This is a genomic window from Boudabousia tangfeifanii (genome assembly GCF_001856685.1).
GTDB lineage: Bacteria > Actinomycetota > Actinomycetes > Actinomycetales > Actinomycetaceae > Boudabousia > Boudabousia tangfeifanii.
In genome coordinates this window covers 366581-389040 of sequence record NZ_CP017812.1, presented here as the reverse complement: position 1 = coordinate 389040, position 22460 = coordinate 366581, and the positions used below count along the sequence as shown (strand labels likewise).

The 22460-nt window shown below is 53.5% G+C and carries 13 protein-coding genes; 8 read left to right on the top strand and 5 right to left on the bottom strand.

The genetic code is table 11. The features are described from left to right. The first annotated feature begins 283 nt into the window (after window positions 1–283). The 3 genes from BK816_RS01475 to BK816_RS01465 all read left to right on the top strand — a co-directional run bounded on the left by BK816_RS01475 (window position 284) and on the right by BK816_RS01465 (window position 3482). Window positions 284–904: a DUF47 domain-containing protein gene (locus BK816_RS01475; protein WP_071163594.1), complete on the top strand. Its 621-nt coding sequence runs from the start codon at window positions 284–286 to the stop codon at window positions 902–904. A 2-nt stretch (window positions 905–906) separates the two neighbouring features. Continuing rightward, a complete protein-coding gene (locus BK816_RS01470) occupies window positions 907–1962 on the top strand; it encodes an inorganic phosphate transporter (protein WP_071163593.1) in 1056 nt (351 codons plus the stop codon). Window positions 1963–2327: 365 nt separating this feature from the next. Beyond that, window positions 2328–3482: an ROK family protein gene (locus BK816_RS01465; RefSeq protein ID WP_071163592.1), complete on the top strand. Its 1155-nt coding sequence runs from the start codon at window positions 2328–2330 to the stop codon at window positions 3480–3482. A gap of 358 nt (window positions 3483–3840) precedes the next feature. Here BK816_RS01465 and BK816_RS01460 read toward each other — a convergent pair whose 3' ends face one another. After that, on the bottom strand, window positions 3841–5385 hold the full coding sequence (locus tag BK816_RS01460; protein WP_071163591.1) for a sulfatase-like hydrolase/transferase: 1545 nt from the start codon (window positions 5383–5385) through the stop codon (window positions 3841–3843). 65 nt (window positions 5386–5450) lie between these two features. Between BK816_RS01460 and BK816_RS01455 the strand changes: the two genes are divergently transcribed. Next, window positions 5451–6515: a LacI family DNA-binding transcriptional regulator gene (locus BK816_RS01455; protein WP_071163590.1), complete on the top strand. Its 1065-nt coding sequence runs from the start codon at window positions 5451–5453 to the stop codon at window positions 6513–6515. 161 nt (window positions 6516–6676) lie between these two features. On the opposite strand, the gene BK816_RS01450 is transcribed toward BK816_RS01455, so the two are convergent. Continuing rightward, the gene (locus BK816_RS01450; RefSeq protein ID WP_071163589.1) at window positions 6677–8029 is read right to left on the bottom strand and encodes an MFS transporter; all 1353 of its coding nucleotides are present in this window, start codon (window positions 8027–8029) and stop codon (window positions 6677–6679) included. Window positions 8030–8366: 337 nt separating this feature from the next. Between BK816_RS01450 and BK816_RS01445 the strand changes: the two genes are divergently transcribed. The 3 genes from BK816_RS01445 (at window position 8367) to BK816_RS09425 (ending at window position 11777) form a co-directional block, all read left to right on the top strand. Then, the gene (locus BK816_RS01445) at window positions 8367–9809 is read left to right on the top strand and encodes an NCS2 family permease (protein ID WP_071163588.1); all 1443 of its coding nucleotides are present in this window, start codon (window positions 8367–8369) and stop codon (window positions 9807–9809) included. 329 nt (window positions 9810–10138) lie between these two features. Next, window positions 10139–11596 carry an NAD(P)/FAD-dependent oxidoreductase gene (locus BK816_RS01440; RefSeq protein WP_071163587.1) on the top strand — a complete coding sequence of 486 codons (1458 nt, stop codon included), beginning with the start codon at window positions 10139–10141 and terminating at the stop codon, window positions 11594–11596. Between the two features lie 4 nt (window positions 11597–11600). Continuing rightward, window positions 11601–11777 carry a hypothetical protein gene (locus BK816_RS09425; protein WP_170299646.1) on the top strand — a complete coding sequence of 59 codons (177 nt, stop codon included), beginning with the start codon at window positions 11601–11603 and terminating at the stop codon, window positions 11775–11777. A gap of 378 nt (window positions 11778–12155) precedes the next feature. On the opposite strand, the gene BK816_RS01435 is transcribed toward BK816_RS09425, so the two are convergent. Genes BK816_RS01435 through BK816_RS01425 form a run of 3 tightly spaced genes read right to left on the bottom strand, consistent with a single transcriptional unit; the run spans window position 12156 to window position 15414 of the window. Then, entirely contained in the window at window positions 12156–12947 is a 792-nt protein-coding gene (locus tag BK816_RS01435; RefSeq protein ID WP_071163586.1) for a sulfite exporter TauE/SafE family protein, read from the bottom strand. Between the two features lie 6 nt (window positions 12948–12953). Continuing rightward, complete coding sequence (locus tag BK816_RS01430; protein ID WP_071163585.1) at window positions 12954–14234, bottom strand: anaerobic sulfatase maturase; 1281 nt, start codon at window positions 14232–14234, stop codon at window positions 12954–12956. Continuing rightward, entirely contained in the window at window positions 14212–15414 is a 1203-nt protein-coding gene (locus BK816_RS01425) for an ROK family protein (protein ID WP_071163584.1), read from the bottom strand. Before BK816_RS01425 ends, BK816_RS01430 begins: the two co-directional genes overlap by 23 nt. Before the next feature lie 272 nt (window positions 15415–15686). On the opposite strand from BK816_RS01425, the gene BK816_RS09540 reads away from it, so the two are divergent. After that, entirely contained in the window at window positions 15687–22256 is a 6570-nt protein-coding gene (locus BK816_RS09540) for a beta-galactosidase (RefSeq protein WP_071163583.1), read from the top strand. Window positions 22257–22460 lie beyond the last annotated feature (204 nt).

The following is a 22460-nucleotide window of genomic DNA, read 5'->3' as shown; positions in this document are numbered from 1 at the left end:
TAACTTTCTAATTAGTCGATGGTGAAGTGTCTTCACCAAGCCAAGCGGGAATGATTATCAAAATGAATAATAGATGATACTCGTTCTCATTGCCAATTATTTTCTGACTCGTTCCACATAACGATACTCAAGTAGGACAGTAGTCCGTATTTTGGCTTCTTTGCTTACTAATCAGTAAACGAAAATAACTAAAAGGTAACAAGATTGTGTCTAGCAGGAAACAAATTTTCGTTTTAGCCCTAGAATAAAACTGCACTGCAACCTGAATATGAGGAGATTCCCCATGGGACTGAGCTTCAAGTCATCAGACTCAGCTTTTTTTGACCTCTTTTCCCAGTCAGCCAACCATTTGGTCGCCGGGATTGACCTGCTAGCCAAATTGGTAGCTGCCCCCCGTGAAGAACGGGCGGTTCTACGCGATTCCCTTCATGAAGTAGAACATGAAGCAGACGTTACTCGTCACGAAATCAGCAAAAAACTTAACGCTTCTTTCGTGACCCCCCTTGACCGTGAAGACATTAGCGAACTAGCTGGCGTCCTCGATGATTGTATGGACTACGCCGACGAAGCCGGCGACCTTATCGTTCTATACCAACTCGAAGAACTACCAGCTGGCATTATTGAACAAGTTGTTCAGTTGCAACGCTGCGCTGAACTTACTGCTGAAGCTATGCCAGGCCTACGGAAGATGGAAGGCCTACGTGACTACTGGGTAGAAATCAACCGTCTGGAAAACTACGGCGACCGCATTTATCGCGATATGTTGGCCGAAATTTTCGAGGCCGGGCTTGACCCCTTGACGGTCATCAAGCTGAAAGACATTATTGAGACTCTTGAAAAGGCCATGGATAAGTTCGAAGCTTTGGCCAACACAGTTGAATCTGTTGCCATTAAGGAGTCCTGATCGTGTCGGTAACCCTAGTATTAGTGGTCACCGTCGTGGTCATCGCACTCGCGTTTGACTACACTAACGGTTTCCACGATGCTGCCAATGCGATTGCTACTTCCGTTTCAACTCGCGCCCTAACCCCACGTATCGCGTTGGGCATGGCCGCAGTGATGAACATCGTCGGTGCTCTCCTTGGCACCGAAGTGGCAAAAACAATTGGTGACGGCATCATTAACGTCAAACAATTTGCCGAATCAACTGACGCCACCATGCAGGTTCACGGTCTCATCATTGTGCTTGGCGCACTTGTTGGGGCGATCACTTGGAACTTGATCACTTGGTGGTTCGGCCTACCTTCTTCTTCATCCCACGCGCTCATTGGCGGCTTGGTTGGCGCTGGTCTCGCCTCTTCCACCCAGGTGGAATGGAAAGGCATCCTAGACCACGTCATCATCCCCATGTTCGCTTCGCCGGTAGTAGGTTTCGTCTTAGCCTACGGCTTTATGATGATCCTGCTTTACACCCTACGTAATCGTCCGTACCACCGTACAATGCGCCGTTTCCGCATCTTGCAGACCATTTCCGCAGCCGCTATGGCACTCGGGCACGGTCTACAGGATGCCCAGAAAACCATGGGCGTTATCGTGATGGCTTTGGTTGCTGGCGGATACGCAGAACACTGGAATCTGATTGACGCCAACAACGGCTTGGTAATTCCTTGGGAAGTAAAAATTGCTTCGGCACTCGCCATTTCCCTTGGCACATACTCTGGTGGTTGGCGCATTATGCGCACCTTGGGTCGTAAGATGATCGAACTCGATCCGGCTCGCGGCTTTGCCGCCGAAACGGTAGCAGCTGGCGTTCTTTACACCACTGCTTTCATCACTCACTCCCCCATTTCCACCACTCACACCATTACCAGCGCCATTATGGGTGCCGGTGCCACCAAGTCAATGAAAGCGGTTCGTTGGAACGTCGCCAAAGACATTGTTATTGGTTGGTTCCTAACAATCCCAGCCGCTGCCCTAGTTTCTTCGATTATCTACTTCCTAATGAACGCATTAATCGCTTAGAGCTAGGAAACTTGCTTTTTTGATGGGTGTCCATTTAATATGGACACCCATCAGCTTTTTTCATTTTTCCGCACAAATTGATTGAGCTAAAACAACTAAATATCGTTTTTGTCGAATATCACAAAATGATAACAGGGTTGATTTCGCTAACAATTTAGTGCCTTGCGGAACACCTTTTTTGCTCATATGAGCAGAAAAAGGGCCAAAATGCATAAAATTGCATGTTTTGGATCACAGCTTCCACACCTAGAGCGAATTCTCTTTCATTTTTTTGCAGAGCGTGAGAACTTTATGCTCTTAAGGGACTATTAAATCCCTGCAATTCCTAGTATCATTGCAGTGATAGAAAATGCAAGGAGCCACGAATGCCACAACAAGTTTCAGGTCGGAGTTCTGCTAAACCGACGTTTGCCCGGAGTATTAATCTGGGTGCCGTTATTCAGCGACTAATCCGCGGGGAACAGACCCGTACTGGATTAGCCGCAGAACTTGACCTTAACCAATCGACTTTGACTCGTTTGGTGGTGAAACTAGATGAACTAGGACTTGTCAATGAGGGTGACCCCATCATTGAAGGTCGTGGTCGTCCCCTACGTCCACTCACCATCCGCGAAAATAGCCGTGTCACGATCGCTATCCACATTGGTTGCGATTACATCATGGCTGGTGTTGTTAACCTGACTTCTCAGGTTAGCCACAAAATCTTCGAGCCACACGATCAGCAACTCTCTAACGTTGTGTCTCGAACCAATGAAATCATCTCTGAACTACTAGCTAAGTGCGATGAGGATGAGATTCCGCGCGAGCACATCTTGGGCGTCGGTATTTGTACCGCTGCTTGGGTTGATGAAGCTGCTGGGATCATCAAGAACCACACCGTCTTTGGTTGGAAGAATGTTGACTTTGTTTCCCAGATCCACACCAATGAGGGTCTGCCGGTCACTTTGTCCTCCACTGCCCAGGCCCAGGCCGAAGCTAACCTGATTTCCCCGACTGAACCTGACATGAGCGATTTCTTGCACTTGTTCGTTGGTTCGGTTTGTTTGGTCGCCCAGGTGTTGAACTACAACGTTTGGAAGCCAGAAAACGAAATGAGCGGTTACCTTGATCCTTTGGGCATCAAGGATAAGGACGGCAACTGGCACACCTTTGGTGAGCTACTTTCGAACCAGGGTGTTGTTGAGCGTGCTCACGAACTCGGCTTGGAAGGCGACATCATCGAGATTCTTAATGCCGCTGAAGATGGCAACGAGATTGCGATTGATCTTTTGCGCCGTCGTTCCGAGGACGTGGGTCGCGCTTCGGCTCTCATTGCCGAAATCTTTGGTGTCCAGAACGTGGTCATCTCTGGTTGCGCTGGTTTGATGCACCGCCACATTGAGTTGGTAGAAAAGGGTGCCAAGGAGGCTGCTTCCACTGAACAACCACCTTTCATCCACGCTGTTCCTGGCTTGGTTGAAGCTCATGTTCCGGCTGCTGCCGCTCCGGTGATTGCTAAGTTCTGCTTCGATCCTAAGTAAATCGCATAGTTCTTAATAGTTTTGCCCGACTTGGCTAAGGCCAGTCGGGCAAAACTATTTTTATCGACAGGGTTCTTCCCGCATGGACTTAACAAGAGTTGCATGGGACTCTCATTGCTTCTAGCAACCCAGCAAACGCCCTAGGACTCTTCCATCTCTTTGCGCCGTATCATGAGCCTTATTCCAGCTAAGCAGCTCGTATAAGTGCCCTCAAAGCGCTTTTGGTGCATTCTTAGAGCGGCACGAAACTGTTTGGAACGAAGAAAACCGCCTACTAGCACTTCCCCCTTGGTATCGGGAAGCCCGGATGCTAGCAGGCGGTTCTGGGGTGGGCACCTATTGGCGCACTGATTGGGGTTTATTCGTCGCGGTTACCGTCGAGGCAGAGGTTTTCCAGCACGTAGGTGCGGGCGTCATCGTAGCCCTTACGTGGTGGGTGTACCTGGCCGCGTCCGCGAACGTCACGACCCCACGCATTTTCGGTGGCAGTTTGGTGAGCGGCGAACCAGTCGTGGAGTTCGGTCTTCATCTCATCTACCCGCGCAGCGTAGTCGGCAGAATCAACCAAGTTCTCGCGTTCTTCTGGGTCGTTGGCGAGGTTGTAGAGTTCGCATGGCATACCGTCTGGACGGTCAATGTACTTCCAGTCGCCATTGCGAATCATGCGGCCGCTACCGTATTCGTCGAAGATGACCACGGAGTCGGTGCCATCACCGGGACGGCTGCCATCAACGAGGCCCTTGAGGGACTTGCCAGCGGCGAGTGGATCGTCGACTGGTTCGATGCCAGCTAGTTCGCAGATGGTCGGGAAGAAACTGGTGGCCGAAACATGGTCGGAGACGCGTCGGGCCTGGCTTTGTCCTGGCATTGAGATGACGAATGGGACTCGTACCGAGTTTTCCCAGAAGTTGAGTGGGTAGGTGCCATTGCCCTTGCCCCAAATGCCGTGATGGCCACAGGAGAAGCCGTTATCGGACATGTAGATGACGATGGTGTTGTCGGCTAGCCCGTTGGCTTCGAGGCGTTCTAGCAACCTGGCGAGGGCGCGGTCCACACCAGAGAGCGAGGCCGCGTAACCTTGCAAATGCGGGACAGGGTTAGCGAAGGCTTCCTTGAAGTCTGCTTCGAAACGCTTAGTCCATGGGTGTGGTTCTTCACGTGGAACCGACGGGAAGTCGCAACCATCGTAGAGATCGTAAAGATCTTGCGGGTGGGCGTCGAGCCATGGGTCGTGTGGTGCCGTGAAGTTTACCTGGAGGTAGAAGGGCTCAGGGTTTTCCTCGACAGGCTTCTGATCTGCGGCTGTGCCGTCATTTTCACCGCTGTTGTGTCCGGTTTGGCGGTAGCCTTGGCCCCATTCACGTTCGCGCTTCTTCCTGCCCATTTGGTCAAGGAAGCTGGCTGCTTCATCAGCGACGGCGTAGGTGAAGTAGCGTTCTTCATCGACGCGCTTTCCGTCCTCGGACCAAACTGGGGCGCCGTAGTAGGGGCCGCCACCAAGGCGGTGAGCGTACCAGAAGTCGAAGCCCGGGGCGGGATGCTGGCTGGTGCCAACGTGCCATTTGCCGGACATGCCGCAGGTGTAGCCGTTCTGCTTGAGAGTTTCGGGCAGGGTGTGGAGCCCGCCTAGGTAGTGGTCTTCGTTGGCGTCTGGATGTCGTTCACCAACCAGCCAGTCGTGAACGCCGTGGGCGGAGGGCATCCGGCCGGTTAGTAGTGAGGCGCGTGCGGGCGAGCAAACAGGCGACGCGCAGTAGAAGTTGTCGAAGCTGGTACCGGAGGCGACGAGCGAGTCGACGGTGGGGGTAACGAGTTCAGGCATGGTGCGGCTCATCGCCCAGGGGCCTTGGTCATCGGTGAGGATCACCAGGAAGTTAGGGCGCGAGTTGTTGGTCTTGCTCATGTTTTGGTTCCTTTCGAGCAGTATAATCGGCCTTGATATTTCTTTGAGTTTAGGAGAGTAACTTCATGGCCCGAGCCAATCGTAGCGATGTTGCCAAGCTTGCCGGTGTTTCCCTGAGCACGGTTTCGCATGTGATGAATGGCCGGGCTGCCGAGTTGGGTTTCTCGGAGGAGACCGCTCGGAAGGTTAGAGAGGCAGCCGAACAGGTTGGCTATGTTCCGAGGGCGGCCGCCCGTGCTTTCCGCTACCAGGCCAGTAAGGTGATTGGCCTGTTCTTGGGTGAAATCCCGGAGTCTTTGCACTTGCCGGTCTTTAATGAGCTGCTGCTTTCGGCGATTGAAGCAGCCACCGAAATGCACTACTTCGTTTTGCCGATTTTGTTGCCGCTCACCCGCCGCGAAGAGATCCCTGACATTATCCGCAAGACTTTGCAGGAAGTGGAGTTGGCCGGCGCGATTGTCGAGGTCGGCTCCCACGATCCTGCGGTCTTTAAACTCCTGGTCCAAAGTGATATCCCGATTGTTTGGCTTAACCCGGGTGGTCCGGCCTCGGATTTGCCGGGTCGTGCTTCTTTGGGGATCGCCGAGGGCGAGGGCGTTGGGCAGATGCTGGAGCGGATCCCTACGGAGCAAATCAAACGGCCGGTTTATTTGACCGGTCCGGGGCCTTTCCCGGAGCGCTTGCGACCTTTTGCGAAGAAGTTTGCCAAGTATCAGGTTGTTCAGGCCGATTCTTGGTTGACTCCTGCCGGGTATAACTCCACCGGTCGCCTGTTGGCTGACGGGGAGCTGCCGGATTTGATTTTCGCGGCGAATGACTTGCTGGCCTTAGGTGCTTTGACTGCGGCTCGCGATCTTGAGGTTACTATTCCGCACACTATTCAGTTGTTTAGCTACGGTGGTTTCGAACAAACAGGTTCGCCCATGATTCAGCTTTCGACGGTGGATTGGCCGTTGGAGCAAATGGGTCATATGGCGGTAGCTGCCTTGCTGCAGGAACGTTCCGATTGGGATCAGAAGTGGTTCGCTGGGGCCGAGGTCGTAACCGACGGCCTGAGCAGCCAGAACGCTTTGCGACTCAATCTAGCTTCGGTGGCTCATCCCCGTGGCACTACTTTGCGCTTGAGCTAATTCTAGCAAAATCCCAATCTGGTACTTGCTGCCCAAAAGGGTGGTAGTGCATTGCTTTTTCTGAGTTTTCGGTTGTTTCTAAACCACTATTAAGTTTGAAAGCGGGGTGGGGTGTGTTGATTTTTCACCCCACCCCGCTGAGTTGGTTATTTTTTGGGAGCTTACTTCTTGAGTTCGCCCTCGGCCACAGCTTCCAAGCTTTCGTTAGTGGAAGCCAACCATGGGTTAGCGAGCACTAGCAAGAACATGAGGAAGTAAACGGTGGCGTATGGAGCAATGGCGTAGTAGCCGTACTCGTGAACCAAACCAGGGATGATGAAGGCGGTGATGGCCGAGCACAAGCGAGCAAGTGCCTGGGTCAAACCAGCGCCGAAACCACGTAGTTCGGTTGGGTATGCTTCTGCGGACCAAATCCAGGCGAGTACTGCCGGGCCGAGCCAGGTGGCGAAGGTCCAGCAGATGAAGCCGCCGAAGAGGAAGATCTTCGAGGTGGAGCCGAGGAGGCCGACGGTTAGAGCAGAAGCGGTTAGGACTGCAGCAGTAACCAAGCCGAGGGTGCGGCGGTTAACGGTATCGATGATCTTGACGCCGATGAGAAGAGCGAGCAAGCCGATGCAGTTAGCTGCGAGGGAGATGTATAGGTTCTGGGTGACCTTAATGCCAGCTTCGTTGAAGATAACTGGGCCCATGAAGGAAACGATGGGGCCGGCGGTGGTGTTGAGCATGAAGAAGGCGGTGCAAACCAACATGCGGCGACGAGCATCGCCCTTGAAGAGCTTGCGGTATTCGCGGTTGGTCTTCTTTGGCTTGGCCTGAAGAACTTCTTCGTCAAGGTCTAGAGCCTTGAGGATCTGGTAGGCCTCTTCTTCGCGGCCGTTCTGGATCAACCAGCGTGGGGATTCAGGTAGCTGCTTACGTCCCATCAACACGAGGAAGGAAGGAATCGCAGCGAAGAGGAACATGCCTCGCCAAATCCAGGAGTGGTAGTCTTCCGACACGGTGGCCTGAAGGACAATAGCCATCAAGATGGAGAAAATAGCACCGAGGATGAAGGTGATGTTTGGTAGCGAGCCAGCGAGGCGGCCACGACGTGCAGCTGGAGCAACTTCAGCTAGGAAAGCGGACGAGCACGAAAGGTCCATACCAATCGCGACACCGATCAAGAAACGCATTACCCAAAGCATCCACACCTGGGTAATCAGGGCGGCACCAATAGCCGTGATAATAAAGACCCAGAGGTTGAAGGCGAAGACCTTCTTACGGCCGATGCGGTCTGCCAGGTCACCGAAGGCGATCAAGCCAACTGCAGTACCAATGAAGGAAACGGCCACCAAAAGGCCCTTGTCGGAGGAGGTCAGGGCGAAATCCTTGGAAAGGAAGACCATGGCCACGCCAATAACGGTCAAATCGTAGCCGTCAATGAATTCGCCGAAGGCAATCAGAGTGGACGACCACTTCTTAATAAAGCGTGCACGTTTTTCGTCAACGTACACTGTGGTGTTTTCGTTAGACATCACAAGCTCCCAAAAATCTGAAACGCAAATTGCGTTGGACTTCGTTGTCAAAGCCAGTTTATCACGCGATAAATGATGAATATGGCGGTTTTGTAACAATCTGATAAAAATTATTTTTGTAATTTATCGCGTAATCAAAAATCGGTCACACTTTTTCACTTTTTCTTGAGAATTTACAGTAAGCCCGTCCTCGGCAAGCAAAAAAGTGACCTATTCGAGAAAAGATAACAATTTATTCACAAAATTGCATTTACTTTCCTTTTACTCTTTCAGTTATGGGACACTATTACGGTGCGCCATTTCCGGTCACACTTCCAAACTGAACAAAGGATTGCTCGTGAAAACGGTTAAGACACTCACGACCGATAATGCCCCTAAAGGGCCGATTGATAAGTTCTTCCAGATCAGCGCTCGCGGCTCCTCTTACGCCGCCGAAGTTCGCGGTGGCGTAGTTACCTTCTTCGCCATGGCCTACATTCTGGTCATCAACCCCATCATTTTGGCACCAGCTACTAAAGAGTTCGGGATCGAACCAGCCGCAATTGCCGCTGGTACCGCCCTCATCGCTGGTATCACCACTATCGCCATGGGCGTGTTCGCCAACTTCCCATTGGCGATGGCCGCCGGTATGGGCCTGAACGCCATGGTTTCCTTCACTCTTTGCCTCGGCTTGGGCTTGAATTTCCAAGAAGCCATGGGCTTGATTTTCTGGGAAGGTGTAGCCATTACCGTCCTAGTTCTAACCGGTTTCCGTGAGGCAGTCTTTAAAGCGATTCCAACTCAGCTTAAGACTGCCATTTCTGTCGGTATCGGTCTGTTCATTGCTTTCATTGGCTTGGTTGACGCTGGCATTATTCGCCCAGGCGGCACCCCAGTTCAGCTTGGCATCAACGGCTCCCTCTCGGGTTGGCCAGCACTAGTCTTCGTGATCGGTTTGATTGTCACCATCGTGCTTTACGTCAACAAGGTGCGTGGCGCTATCTTGATCGGCATCGGTTCTTCCACCGTTGTCGCCATGATTATCCAGGCTTTCGCTCAGTTGCCTGTTAAGTCCGAGGACGCCCCCACCGGTTGGGGCATCACCGTGCCGGCCCTGCAGGGCTCCCCGGTGGCCATGCCATCTTTCGGTACCTTGGGTCAGATTGATTTCTTTGGCGCTTTCCACAAGCTCGGCTTTGTGGCCGTCCTTTTGTTGGTCTTCTCGCTCATGTTGGCCGACTTTTTCGACACCATGGGCACCATGGTGGCAATCGGTGCGGAAGCTGATTTGCTTGACGAGACTGGCACTCCCCCACGCGCCAAGTGGATCCTCCTCATCGACTCCCTTTCCGCTATTGCCGGTGGTCTAGGTGGCGTTTCCTCTAACACCGCTTACGTGGAATCTTCCGCTGGTGTGGGTGAAGGTGCTCGGACCGGTTTCGCCAATATCGTTACCGGTGGCCTCTTCCTTCTATCCATGTTCTTCGCCCCGATCGTCGAAATGGTTCCTTCCGAGGCCGCCACTACCGCCCTCGTCTTCGTTGGTTTCTTGATGATGACCCAGGTAGCTGAAATCGATTGGCGCGACCCAGAAATCGCCATCCCAGCCTTCCTCACGATTGCGTTCATGCCATTCGCTTACTCCATCACCGTGGGTATCGGCATGGGCTTCGTTTCCTTCTTCGTGATCAAGCTAGGACGTGGCAAGTTCAAGGAAATCCACCCACTCATGTGGATCGTTTCCGCCTTGTTTATCCTCTACTTCGTCCTCGGCCCAGTCCAGGCAGCTTTGGCTGGCTGAAAGTAATAGCACCCGCTAATTGTTTGGCAAATAATCGCCAAAGCATTACTTAGCTTAAGGGTGGGGTTGTTCCCAAGTTTGTTTGGGAACAACCCCACCCTTTTGGTTTAAGCAAAACTAGCCGCTGACCCTACGACCACACCCAACCCTTTCTCCAGCCCATTTAATTTCTACTCGATCACCTCCAGCTTCAAACATTTTTAGAAAAAGTAATCAGCTAAATAAATGGACATAGCCATTAAAGGCAGATATGATGTAGCTAACCAAACTGGGACTTTGGGCTTAGCAAAGATGCGAGCCACTAGTTGGTTAGAACAAGGAGGATCAAGATGGCAGACATTGTTATCCTCGGTGCCGGTATCTCAGGGCATACTGCCGCCCTGCATCTACGCCGCATGCTCGAAAAAGAACATCGCGTAGTAGTTGTTTCCCCCAATTCAAAGTGGAACTGGATTCCTTCTAACATTTGGGTGGGCGTTGGAAAGATGACAGCAAAGGATGTCACTTTCAAACTGGCTCCGATTTACAAGCGGAAGGGAATTGAATTCCACCAAGCTGCAGGCCGAGTCATTCACCCTCAAGGTGACAACTCACATTCGCGGCCTTTCGTAGAAATCGAATACACGGATCCAAAGCGTAAGGGCGAAGTCGCACAACTCGAATACGACTACCTGATTAACGCTACCGGTCCCCGACTAAACTTCGGAGCAACCCCTGGTCTCGGCCCTGACGCTGGTAACACCTACTCAGTTTGTTCAGCCGAACATGCCGTTGAATGCTCTGCCGAACTCGAAAAAGTCATTAAGGAAATGAAGGGCGGTGCTAAGCGCACCCTCGTAGTTGGCATGGGCTCTGGCGTTTGCACCTGTGAAGGTGCCGCCTTCGAGTACACCTTCAATGTCGAACATCAACTACGTGAAGCCGGTGTTCGCGATAACGCCGAGCTGGTTTACCTCACCAATGAAAAGCAGCTTGGTGACTTCGGGGTTGACGGCATGAAGTTCGTTGAGAGCGGTTTTGAAACCAGTTCTGAACTATGGGCTTCTTCCCTCTTCCGCGAGCGCAAGGTAAAGCCAATCTTGGGGGCTGCTTGCACTGAAATCACCAAGGACGTGATTCGCTACGAAACCCTCGATGGCACTCACCACGAACTCCCCTACGACTTCGCCATGTTGCTGCCACCTTTCACCGGTCAGCCCTTGACCGCAGTCGATAAGGATGGCAACGACATGACTGCTGACATCTTCGCCCCCAGCGGCTTCATGAAGGTCGACGCAAACTACACGCCGAAGCCGTACGAAGAGTGGCGGGCTGAGGACTGGCCCAACACTTACGAGTGCGTTGGCTACCCGAATATCTTCGCTGTGGGCATTGCTTTTGCCCCACCGCACGCGATTTCGAAGCCACGGCAGTCGCCCTCGGGCCGCATGATTGCCCCCGCCCCACCACGTACCGGTATGCCATCGGGTGTGATGGGCAAGACCGCCGCGAAGACCATCGCCAAGCGCATCAAGGAAGGCCCAAATGCCGCCGCCGAGCGTGCCTCGCTGGCAAACCTTGGCGCCGCCTGTGTCGCCTCGACCGGCCTCGGTGCCCTCAAGGGGTCCGCCGCCTCCATGACCATGATGCCAGTAGTCCCCGACTACACTCGCACCCCCACCGGGCGCAACATCAAACAGACCAATGGTCGTATCGGTCTTGGTGGCCACTGGGTGAAGTACATGCTCCACCTACTCTTTATTTACAAGGCAAAAGCCCTGCCAGGCTGGCAGCTAATTCCGGAGTGAGATCATGAGCGAAAACGAAGAAATCACCTATGAAAAGCCAGTTTTTGCGGATCTAAGCTCGGCACCACTGCCGACGAAGAGCACCCTGTTCAAGCGCAGGTGTGTGATTCTGCAGTTCCTCTCCTTCATGTCGTTCAACCTGAACATCATGAAGATGGTAGTAACTGGCCACAAGTCCTGAACTAGGCAAAACTAAACGAGGGGCGGAAGCAGTAAGTAGCTGCTTCCGCCCCTCGTCTTTGCGTATTTATCCGCCTTGCATTCCCTCGCCTGTTATTCGCTCGCCTGGTATTCGCTCGTCTTTGCGTATTTATCCGCCTTGTATTCCCTCGCCTATTATTCGCTCGCCTTGGGCGCCATACCGGCAGTTTCAGGGCCGAGGGCGGGGATGCATGTCCGCTCAAAGGCGGGAATGGGCCAGCCGATCGCGGGAAGGGGGCGGCCTCGGACGAAGGCAAGCCCAGCCGAGGAGGAAGACAAGCCCAGCCGAGGGCGGGAACAAACCTAGCCAAGATCGGGGACGGACCGAACCAGGGACGACCTCGGCCAACCAAAAAAACTAGAAAACGAGCGTCTTAGCCAAGGTGTAGAGCGCAACCAATACCAACAGCACCCCAAAGATGTAGGTGAGAGTGGAAGCCTTGGCTTTTTGCGAGAGTGGACCACCGATAAGACCACCAACCGACGAACCCACGGTGAAGAGCAAAACCGTGGCCCAGTCAACGTGGAAGCTGTGCTGGACAATGCCCGTCAACATTGAGACGGCAGCAGCAATGATCATGACTAGCAGCGAGGTTCCTGAAGCCTCGCGCATGTTGAACTTCATGACAATCATCAACACTGGAACGACAGCGAAACCGCCACCCACACCAAACAAACCGGTTAACAAGCCGGTCGCGGTGGCCGCCAAAATCACCAACACGAGGTTGCGTTCCCCAGTAGGTTCTACCGGAGCCTTTTTGCTTTTACCGGCCTCTAGCAGGGCTCGCTGATGGCCGTTGTAGAACATGTAGACGCTAACGCCCAAAAGCAGGATGCCAAAGAGCGTGAAAAGCTGCCCACCACCAAGCATGTGGTTAATCTGTCGGCCAATAATAGCCCCAATGGTAGAAAGAGCACCAAAAATTGCACCATCCACCCATTTCACTTGACCTCGCTTGGCCTTACCCGGCAATGCCACCAAAGCGGTTACGGCCACAATCACCAAGGAACCGTTGGTCGCGGCGTGCGGCGACTGGCCCAACAGGTAGGTCAAGATCGGAACCGAAAGAATGCCTCCCCCGGCACCCAATGCGCCCACCACAATGCCGACGCCAATCCCGACTAGGCTGGCGGTCAAAACTAGTTCCATTTTGCGTTACCTCCTTGGGGTCGGACGGAAACGGGCGCGGACGCCCTCGTCCATGATTAACGCCGGGGCTTGGTTAGAACGCAGCAATCTGGCCATAGCAATCAAGTCTGGGCGAATGTGTTGATAAAAACTGTAGTATCCGGGGCACAAGTAGTTCTGGCCGTCCTCGCCATCAATGCTAGGTACGAAGCGGTCCTTGGGGCATCCACCGTGGCAGAAGCGCAAGACGGGGCAACGCTGGCACTGATGGGTAAGCTGGATGGTCTTTTTCTTCGAAAACTCGCGCATGGTGGGGGTGGCTGCCAAGTCTGCGAAAGAATTGTCGGCCAAATTGCCTAGCAAATAGTCGGGCTCAACCCAGTGGTCGCAGGCATAAACGTCTGCATTGAACTCCATCGCAAAGTTATTGCCGCATTCTGGTGCGTGCACACAAACCGGGTAGGTGTTGAAAATGGCCGAAAGGGCCGAGTCGAAGTCTTGGACATAAACCTCGCCGACATCGTGTTGACGCCATTCTTCGAAAATCTCGGTTAAGAACTGGCCGTATTTTTGCGGGTCCACGGAGCGAGAAGTGACCGCATCACCATTTTGCTGGTAGAGCAGCTTTTCGCCCTGGTCGGTCCGCCAGCCGGCCTCGGCCGCAGGCAAGTCGGCCTTCATTACGCGTTCAACGATCGGAATGAACTGCAGGTAGTTGGCCCCCAGTTCGTCCCGGAAATAGCGGTAAACCTCGAGCCCATGATCTTCGTTAGCGTGGTGCACCGTGCACAGGATATTGCAGCGCACCCCGGCCGCCTGTAGTCGATCCCAGCCTCGCTTGACGAGGGCGTGGGTGCCTCTTCCGGCTTTATTCACTCGGTATGCGTCATGCAGTTCGGCTGGGCCATCTATGGAGATCCCGACTAGGAAATCATGTTCTTTGAGGAACTGGGCCCATTCGTCAGTGATCAGGGTGCCGTTGGTTTGGATGGCATGCACGATCTTTTGGGCGGGACGTGCGTACTGGTCGCAAAGTTCAACTGCGCGACGGAAAAAGTCGAGGCCCCGCAGAGTTGGTTCCCCACCTTGCCACAAGAGGGTGACTTCCCCATCGGGCTGTGCCGCCGCCCATTCGCGAATATAAAGTTCTAGGTTTTCCTCGCTCATGCTCTGATTTTTGGCATCATAGAGCAGTTCTTTGGAAAGGAAGAAGCAGTAGCTACAGTCAAGATTACAGGCGGCTCCGGTAGGTTTTGATACAACCGAAAACGGTAAACGAGTCCGTTTAATCGGTGCCGCGGTAGTCATCTGAATCTCCCCGTTGCCTTTCTGCCATCGTGCGGTTGACTTCGTTTTGATGCAAGTAGGTTTGAGCTGCAGCAATGGCGCCGCGAGCTGCCCCTTCGGAGTCTAGTTTAGTAAGAACTACCTTGGTATCACGAAATAAATCAGAAATTAGGTGCTTTTGCATGGCTGTTTCGACCTGCTCCACAAAGTCTGGCAACAAGCAGGGCACAGCACCCGCTAAAACAATCTGGGAAGGGTCAAGCAACATCACCGAATTGGCGCAAACCCAAGCCAAAGAGTCAACTGCCAGCTCGATTGCTTCGCTGACACTTTGATGCTGTGGATGATTTTCGTCAGCCAAAATTACTGGGAAAAGTGCCAGATTATCGAGTTGTGCGTGTTCACAGATAGCGTCAACGCTAGCAACCGTTTCAAGACAACCGGTTTTGCCGCAATAGCATTTCTTTTGACTTCCCGGCACTCCAATGTGCCCGATCTCGCCCGCATAGCCGTGAGCCCCAGTCGAAATCACATTTCGCACGGTAGCGCAACCAACAATGCCGCCACTAATTCGAATGTAGAACTGGGAGGATAAATCTTTCCCGGCACCCCAACGTGCCTCACCGAGGGCGGCCATTCGGATCGTGTTATCTACCAAAATGGTGGTTTCCCAATGCTGGTGGATCTGCTTCTGAAGCTTATTCACTAGCGTGCCGGGCTCATCGCGTTTAGCCCACGCATCACATCCAATCGGGATCGGCACCCCTACCCCCACGTAACTTACTGCCGCGTCGTTGCAACCAGCAGTTGAAAGTTGGTCGGCGAGCTTTTGACACAATTCTTCCAGCGCTTGGGGCCAGTCATCCTGTTCAATCCCAAAGGTTTGAACTACCGCCAGAGTTTCACCCAAACGGTTAATTGCCACCGCTATCCCTCGGCGTCGAGAAATATCCATCCCAATCGCATGAACGGTCTTTGTGGCTAGTTGGAGTTTTTCTGCTGGACGTCCTCGGCCAGAAGCATTTTCGTAGATTACTTCGATCACCTGTTGCGAGAACAGTTTTTCGAGGGCGCGACCGATCGTGGTTCGCGAATACCCTAGCTGAAAGCAAAGCTCACGACGTGTGGCTGGTCCTTTTCTGAGCTCATCTACGATCAGTTCACAGATTGTCTGGTTATCTAATTGCGCCTGATAGTCCATATTGTCCCCTTAAGTAGGTCCGATGGTTCTGAAGCTCAATGACCACAAAACAATGACAGCTTGACTAAGAGTTTACCAAGAATTGAAGCTATCGGTAATAGTTAAGCAATTTGACGAATAAATTTGCAGAAAGGAGCAGCTAGCGCTTATCCCTTATTTCTCGCCTACCAATTATTACTTTCGGCCTGACTATTAGTGCTTTTTTGCGGTAAGATAGATGTCGAAACTGCCGCATTTTGCGGTAAACCGACAAAGTAGTTGGAGAAAACTAGATGAGAACCTCATTCAACGGCGCAGGACGGTTCGGTAAATCGTTGATTGCCGCTGCTAGTGCCCTCTCTGTGGCGTCTGCGGGTGCAGTGATGGTAGTACCGAGTGCTACTGCTGCCCCACAGGACGGTGCCCAGGGTGCTGACCCGGCTTTCGCGGTCCCCCGTTCTACAGTGAAGTTCCCTGGCAATGATGGCCGGGCACACACCGTCACTTATGACAAGAACTCGTTCAAGATCGACGGTGAACGAATCAATATTTGGGCTGGCGAATTCCACCACTGGCGTTTGCCTTCCCCAGAGCACTGGCGTGACCTCCTGCAGAAGATGAAGGCTGCCGGCTTCAATGCCGTGTCTTTGTACTTCTTCTGGGGCTTACATCAGCCCAAGGAAAACGGGCCATTCGATTTTGAAACAGGCGTTAAAGACATCGACAAGTTGATGACAATGGCCAAGGAAGAAGGGCTTTACATTATTGCCCGCCCTGGCCCATACGTGAACGCTGAAATCTCGATGGGTGGTCTTCCTGCTTGGATGGCTAACAAGGACGGTTCTTCCCTCCGTTCCGTAAAGTACGCTGAACAGTCCAAAGCTTGGCTACACGCTTTCAACCAGATCGCGAAGAAGCACCTGATCACCAGCGGCAAGGGTTCTTTGATCCTTTACCAGGTTGAGAACGAAATGCCGAACGATGACAGCAATCGCCGGAACTTCATGAAGCAGTTGACTGCTCAGGTTAAGTCCGACGGCATCGACGTGCCTTTCTTCCACAATGACTGGGGTTTGGGCGGCCGCTTCAGTGGCGCAAATGCCAAGAACTCCGGACTAGATTTCTACGCTTACGACACCTACCCCAACGGATTCAACTGTGGGGCTGGCCGTCGCACCATCTCCGATACGGAATCTACCTTCCGCCGTTTCGAACAGAACGCACCACAGTTCATCGTGGAAGGCCAGGGTGGCGCTTTCACCCCTTGGGGCGCAAACTTCAACGTGGATCAATGCCGTCGTTATGTCGACCCCGCCTTTACTCGTCAGTGGGGCACAACCAATATCGGCAACGGTGTTACGGCCTTCTCGTACTACATGATTTACGGTGGCACTAACTGGGGTTGGACCGGCGCTCCTGCTTCGGGCTTCACCAGCTACGATTACGGTGCGGCTCTAACCGAAGACCGTACCATTACTCCGAAGTTCTTGACTCAGAAGTCCATCGGTTACTTCCAGAAGGCTTTCCAGCCGTTGACTCAGGCCAACCCTGTTGCGGCTCCCCGAGTCAGCTCGGATGGTAGCGCGATTAAGGCCTACCAGCGTCAAGCTGCTAGCGCTCCTTCGGTCACCGGCAATGGTGCTCGTTACCTCGGTTTCCGTTTGAACAACTCAAACGACACCAATACCACTCACTTCACCTTCCCACTCAGCTTGGGACAGGCACGTGATGCCAAGAACGGTTTCAATGCTGACGAACGTGACGAGGCCGTAAAGTACTCCGGTACTTGGACCGAACACGCTGATTCAACCGCCTACCAGGGTGGCTTCAAGCGTTCGAGCACCCGCGGCAACACCGTCAGCTACACCTTCAACGGTTCCGGCATCGAAGTCATCACCCCGACCTCGACCCGCGCCGGTAAGTTCAAGGTTTACATTGACGACGCACCGAAGGGTACCTTCAACGCTTGGGTCGAATCCGACCAGAACAAGCCAGCCCAAAAGAAGGCAGCAATCATCCAGAACCTCACCCCCGGCCAGCACACGGTCAAGGTCGAGGTACTAGGCGAACCCGCTAATGAAGGCGGCGAAGGCACCGACGTCGAAATCGATGCTTTCAACGTCCTCGGCGAAGTAGATGAGAACGCACCCGTAGTCCACAACAACACGGACAAGTCGTTCTTCAACTTCCACGGTAATTGGGAACATGCCAGTGGTAAGACTTGGACTGCTGGTGACATCAACAAGGATGAATCCTTCTCGAAGACCAAGGGCGATTACTACGAGTTCTCGTTTGAGGGAACCGGATTTGAAATCATCTCGGCTTTCTCAGAAAACCACGGCCGACAGACCGTCTTCGTAGACGGTCAAGAAGTCGGGAAGACTCAAGAAGAAGTGATCAAGAATGCGAAGCCACAACAGGTCATCTTCTCCAAGCGTGACCTCGCTAAGAAGCGTCACACTGTCAAGGTAGTCAATGACGGCAAGGCCTTCGAAGGCTCATCCGGCACCTTTGGTGCGATGGACGCAGTAAAGATCTACACTCTCACCCCTGCGGAAGAAAATGAAGCCAATGCGGGCGAAATCTCGTGGCCGAAGATTCCGCAGAAGGAAGGCTTGAAGCTCACCATCCACGGTCGTGACTCTTTGAACGTGGTGGCTGATACCAAGATCGCCGACCACAACTTGTACTACTCGACTGCAGAACTCTTCTGGTCCCCAATTGAGGTAGCCGACGGCAAGTTGCAGTACGTGACTGGTACTTCCGGTGATGGTGGTGAAATGGTCTTCAAGTATGCTGCTGAGCCAACAGTTTCTGGCGGTGAGCACACTTGGAATGCTGAAAAGGGCGAACTTCGCGTCAACTTCACTTACAAAGATGAACCGCAGGACATCACCATCACCCCGAAGGGTGACGATGCTGCGAAGGGTAAGTTGACCTTGCGTGTCCTCAGCCGTAGCTACGCTGACCACGTTTGGGTAATCGAAGGTGAAAAGGGCGGCAAGAACTTGCCGATCGCCGTCGAAGGCGTTGATTTGGCTCGTACCGTTAAGTACGAGGGCGATAAGGCTTTGCTCTCCGGTTCTACGGCCTCGGCTCAAAATGCCAAGGTAATCTTGCCTAAGGGTGTCACCGCGGTTTCCTGGAATGGCACAGATTGGACTGCAGAAGGCGGCCGCGCCACCGGTGCGACCTCGGCCCCTCAAGCTGTCCAGTTGCCTACCCTGGAATGGGTGAAGCGTGATGGCGCTCCAGAAGCTGCCAAAGATTTCGATGACTCGTCGTGGAAGGCTTTGACCTCCACCACTCCAAGCCATCAATGGCAGCGTCCTTCCTCTCAGAACATTGTGCTGGACTCGAACCACAATGGTTTCCTTGAAGGTTCAGTTTGGTACCGCGCTCACTACACCGCTGGCACTAACACTTCGACTATCCGTTTGAAGGGAAATGCCGGTTCTGGCGTTCCCGGACACGGTCGTAACCCTGGCTTCATGCAGGTTTGGGTTAATGGTCAGTACGCCGGCGCTTACCCTGCAGCTGGCGGTTGGAACACTGTTAATGTGCCATCAGGCGCTTTGACCTCTGGCCAACCAGCTGTTGTATCGGTTTTGGTTAACAACCTAGGTCAGAACCTTGACTGGTCTGACAATGGTTTGTCCCGCCAGAACCGTGGTTTGCAGGATGCCGACCTTGGCGCCAACGGTACTGTTACCTGGAAGGGTAATGGCGCTACCGTTGATCAAGCTGATAAGGCTAACACCATGTACAACTACGGTGGTTTGCACGGTGAACTAGCTAACTGGATGGATCCGACCCACCCAGCTGATGCTTGGTTGCCTGTCGAGAACCTACATGCTGATGCTCCTGGTGTTGCTTGGTACCGTTCTGATTTCGATTTGAATGTCCCAACCACGCAGGACACCGCCCTGAAGTTGACTTTGGATTCGAAGCGATTTGATGCCAACCGTGGTGACCGTTCACAGGTAACCATCTACGTAAACGGACACAACACTGGCGTTTACATTGGTGATATTGGCCCTCAGAAGGAATTCACTATTCCGTCGCAGTGGTTGAACATGCGTGGCAAGAACACTGTGGCGTTGGCAGTTGCAGCTAAGGAAGCAGGCATGGGCCCAGAGGGCGCACACCTAACTGTTGCTCACAATGTTTCTTTGGCTCCAACCCCAACTTTGCCTGATCCAGCACCAGTCACTCAGCCGGCCCGTCCAGCTGTAATCGACGACGTTTTGACTGATGACGGTTGGGATGCTTCACAAGAAGCTACTGTCAAGGTAGAACCAACCGCCGCTTATGCTGGCGATCGCGTCACCGTGAAGATCACCGGTTTCCGTCCAAAGGTGAATACTTCCGTAGTACTTGGTGGTCGTGTGCTTGGCACCGTTAAGCCAGGCGAGGACGCTACCGCTTCACTCGAAGTAACTTTGCCGGAAGATTTCGATTCCAACTTGTGGAAACTCGTTGCCAAGCAGGGTAAGCGCACTGCTGAAACAGAGTTGAATGTTTTGGCTAAGGACAGCACCGGCCTCGGCAAGCAGATTTCACCGCTAACTGTAGCTGCTTTCGATTCAGAAGAAGCCACTGGTGAAGACAACGGCAACAATGGTCGCGCAAAGCACGCTGTTGACGGTAATCCAGCTACTTTCTGGCACACCCAGTGGCAGGGAGCTCAGCCTAACTTCCCACACTTCATGACTCTCGATGCTGGTAAGCGGTGCTTGATCAGTGGCTTGGAATACTTGCCACGTCAGGATATGCCAAATACTCGTGCGAAGGACTACAAGGTTTATGTTGCCAACAGTCCAGAGAAGAGTGCTTGGGGTGAAGCTGTTGCTTCAGGTCGTTTCGAAAACTCGCCGCAGGCACAGCGCGTAACTTTCAACCAGCCGTTGAATGCTCGTTACGTCACTTTGCAGGAACTAAACTCCCACAATGGTGACCAGTTCGGTGGTGCTGCAGAAATCCGACTACTCGGCGATTGTGCTGGTGACAGCGTGACCGCTACTGCCAGCTTCGATGGCAAGGAGATCTCGGATACTCCTGCTTCGACCGTTGCTGAACCTTTGGAAGCCACCGCTGGTGGCACCGTGAAGGTTAAGGTTGCTGGCTTGCCAGATGGTGGCGACGATGCTTACTTGACCGTTTGGTTGGGCGATGGCCGCAAGGTAGTCGCACAGAAGAAGGCGGGCGCTGGTGCGCACGAACTCGAAGTTACTTTGCCAGCAGATTTGACTGGTGAAACCACTTTGCGAGTCGGCTACCCAGGCGTCTACGGTTTGACTCTACCGGTAAAGGTTAAGCAGCCTGAGCCAACCCCAGAGCCAAGCGTTGAGCCCACCCCTGAGCCAACTAAGGAACCGACTCCGGAACCGACTAAGGAACCAACTGTTGAGCCAACTACAGAACCAACTGTAGAGCCAACTCCAGCTCCTACCCCGGCTCCTGAGCCAACCAAGGAACCAACCGTTGAACCAACTCCGGCTCCAGTTCCTCCGGTAAAGCCTGAACCGACTAAGGAACCTACCGTTGAACCGACTCCGGCCCCAACCCCAGTTCCTCCGGTAAAGCCAGAGCCGACCCCGGCTCCGAAGCCACCGGTAAAGCCAACTCCGGAACAGCCGAAGCCTCCGGTAAAGCCAGAGCCGACTCCAGCTCCTAAGCCACCGGTAAAGCCAGAACCGACCCCGGTTTTGCCTGATCCGAAGCCAGAGCCGAAGCCGCTTCCTCCGGTTAAGCCGAATCCTCCGGTCAAGCCTGAGCCAACCAAGGAACCGGCACCGAAGCCAGAGCCAACCCCGGCTCCTAAGCCTCCGGTAAAGCCAACTCCGGAACAGCCCAAGCCACCGGTTAAGCCTGAGCCGAAGCCGCAGCCACCGGTGAAGCCTGAGCCTAAGCCGCAGCCTCCAGTAAAGCCAGAACCGACCCCGGTTAAGCCAGATCCGAAGCCTGCTCCTAAGCCGCTTCCTCCGGTTAAGCCTGAGCCAAAGCCACAGCCAAAGCCAGAGCCCAAGCCAACTCCGGTCAAGCCAGAGCCAAAGCCACAGCCAAAGCCAGAACCGAAACCGACCCCGGTCAAGCCAGAGCCAAAGCCACAGCCAAAGCCAGAACCGAAACCGACCCCGGTCAAGCCAGAGCCAAAGCCTAAGCCAGAGCCGAAACCGACCCCGGTCAAGCCTGAACCTAAGCCTGTGCCAAAGCCTGATCCGAAGATTTGTACTCCGGTGAAGTCGAAGCACGCTCCGGTCCCTCCATTTGCTCGCTTCAAGGATGTGGGTCGTAATGACTTGTTCTCCGGCGAGATCGATTGGTTGGCATGGCGTGAGATCACTACTGGTTGGGCAGATGGTACTTTCCGTCCGTTGCTACCGATTGAACGTCAGGCAATGGCTGCGTTCTTGTACCGTTTGGCTGGTAGCCCACAGGTCAATGTTTCGACTGCTCCTTTCCGTGATGTGCCGATGAATAACCCATTCATCCGCCAGATCACTTGGATGAAGAGCATCGGTATTTCGACTGGTTGGGATGATGGCACGTTCCGTCCTCACGCGAGCGTTAACCGTGACGCTATGGCTGCGTTCCTCTACCGTTTCGCTGAGAAGTATCCTGAACGTGTTTCGAAGTCTGTTAGCCCGAAGCTTTACCAGGCTCCAGTTCCTAACATCATGATTTTCCGTGATGTTAACTCGTCGATGCTGTTCAGCAAGGCGATGAGCTGGGCACGTGAAGCCGGCATTTCGACTGGTTGGGCTGACGGCACGTTCCGTCCTCGCCAGCCGATTGCCCGTGACGCTATGGCAGCCTTCATCTACCGTTTGGTCAAGAATGAAGTTCGCTACTGCGACTAGCATTTAGCAGTTAGGTGGCCGAGTCTCTTAGAGGCTCGGCCACCTTCCTTGTTGGGTGGTTGCGTAACTCTTGTTGGAGTTCACGCAACCACCCTTTTGCTGCATAGACCTGAACTCGCTGGAGCTAGTTGTTGCTGAGCCTCGAAAAGTAAAGACTCCTACTTCGAGATGCGTATAGGGACGCGCACGCTGTGATAGGAATCT

Excerpts from the sequence above, each read along its gene's own strand:
- BK816_RS01475 (WP_071163594.1), top strand. The coding sequence starts at position 284 with ATGGGACTGAGCTTCAAGTCATCAGACTCAGCTTTTTTTGACCTCTTT.
- BK816_RS01465 (WP_071163592.1), top strand. The coding sequence starts at position 2,328 with ATGCCACAACAAGTTTCAGGTCGGAGTTCTGCTAAACCGACGTTTGCC.
- BK816_RS01460 (WP_071163591.1), bottom strand. The coding sequence starts at position 5,385 with ATGAGCAAGACCAACAACTCGCGCCCTAACTTCCTGGTGATCCTCACC.
- BK816_RS01455 (WP_071163590.1), top strand. The coding sequence starts at position 5,451 with ATGGCCCGAGCCAATCGTAGCGATGTTGCCAAGCTTGCCGGTGTTTCC.
- BK816_RS01450 (WP_071163589.1), bottom strand. The coding sequence starts at position 8,029 with ATGTCTAACGAAAACACCACAGTGTACGTTGACGAAAAACGTGCACGC.
- BK816_RS01440 (WP_071163587.1), top strand. The coding sequence starts at position 10,139 with ATGGCAGACATTGTTATCCTCGGTGCCGGTATCTCAGGGCATACTGCC.
- BK816_RS09425 (WP_170299646.1), top strand. The coding sequence starts at position 11,601 with ATGAGCGAAAACGAAGAAATCACCTATGAAAAGCCAGTTTTTGCGGAT.
- BK816_RS01435 (WP_071163586.1), bottom strand. The coding sequence starts at position 12,947 with ATGGAACTAGTTTTGACCGCCAGCCTAGTCGGGATTGGCGTCGGCATT.
- BK816_RS01430 (WP_071163585.1), bottom strand. The coding sequence starts at position 14,234 with ATGACTACCGCGGCACCGATTAAACGGACTCGTTTACCGTTTTCGGTT.
- BK816_RS01425 (WP_071163584.1), bottom strand. The coding sequence starts at position 15,414 with ATGGACTATCAGGCGCAATTAGATAACCAGACAATCTGTGAACTGATC.
- BK816_RS09540 (WP_071163583.1), top strand. The coding sequence starts at position 15,687 with ATGAGAACCTCATTCAACGGCGCAGGACGGTTCGGTAAATCGTTGATT.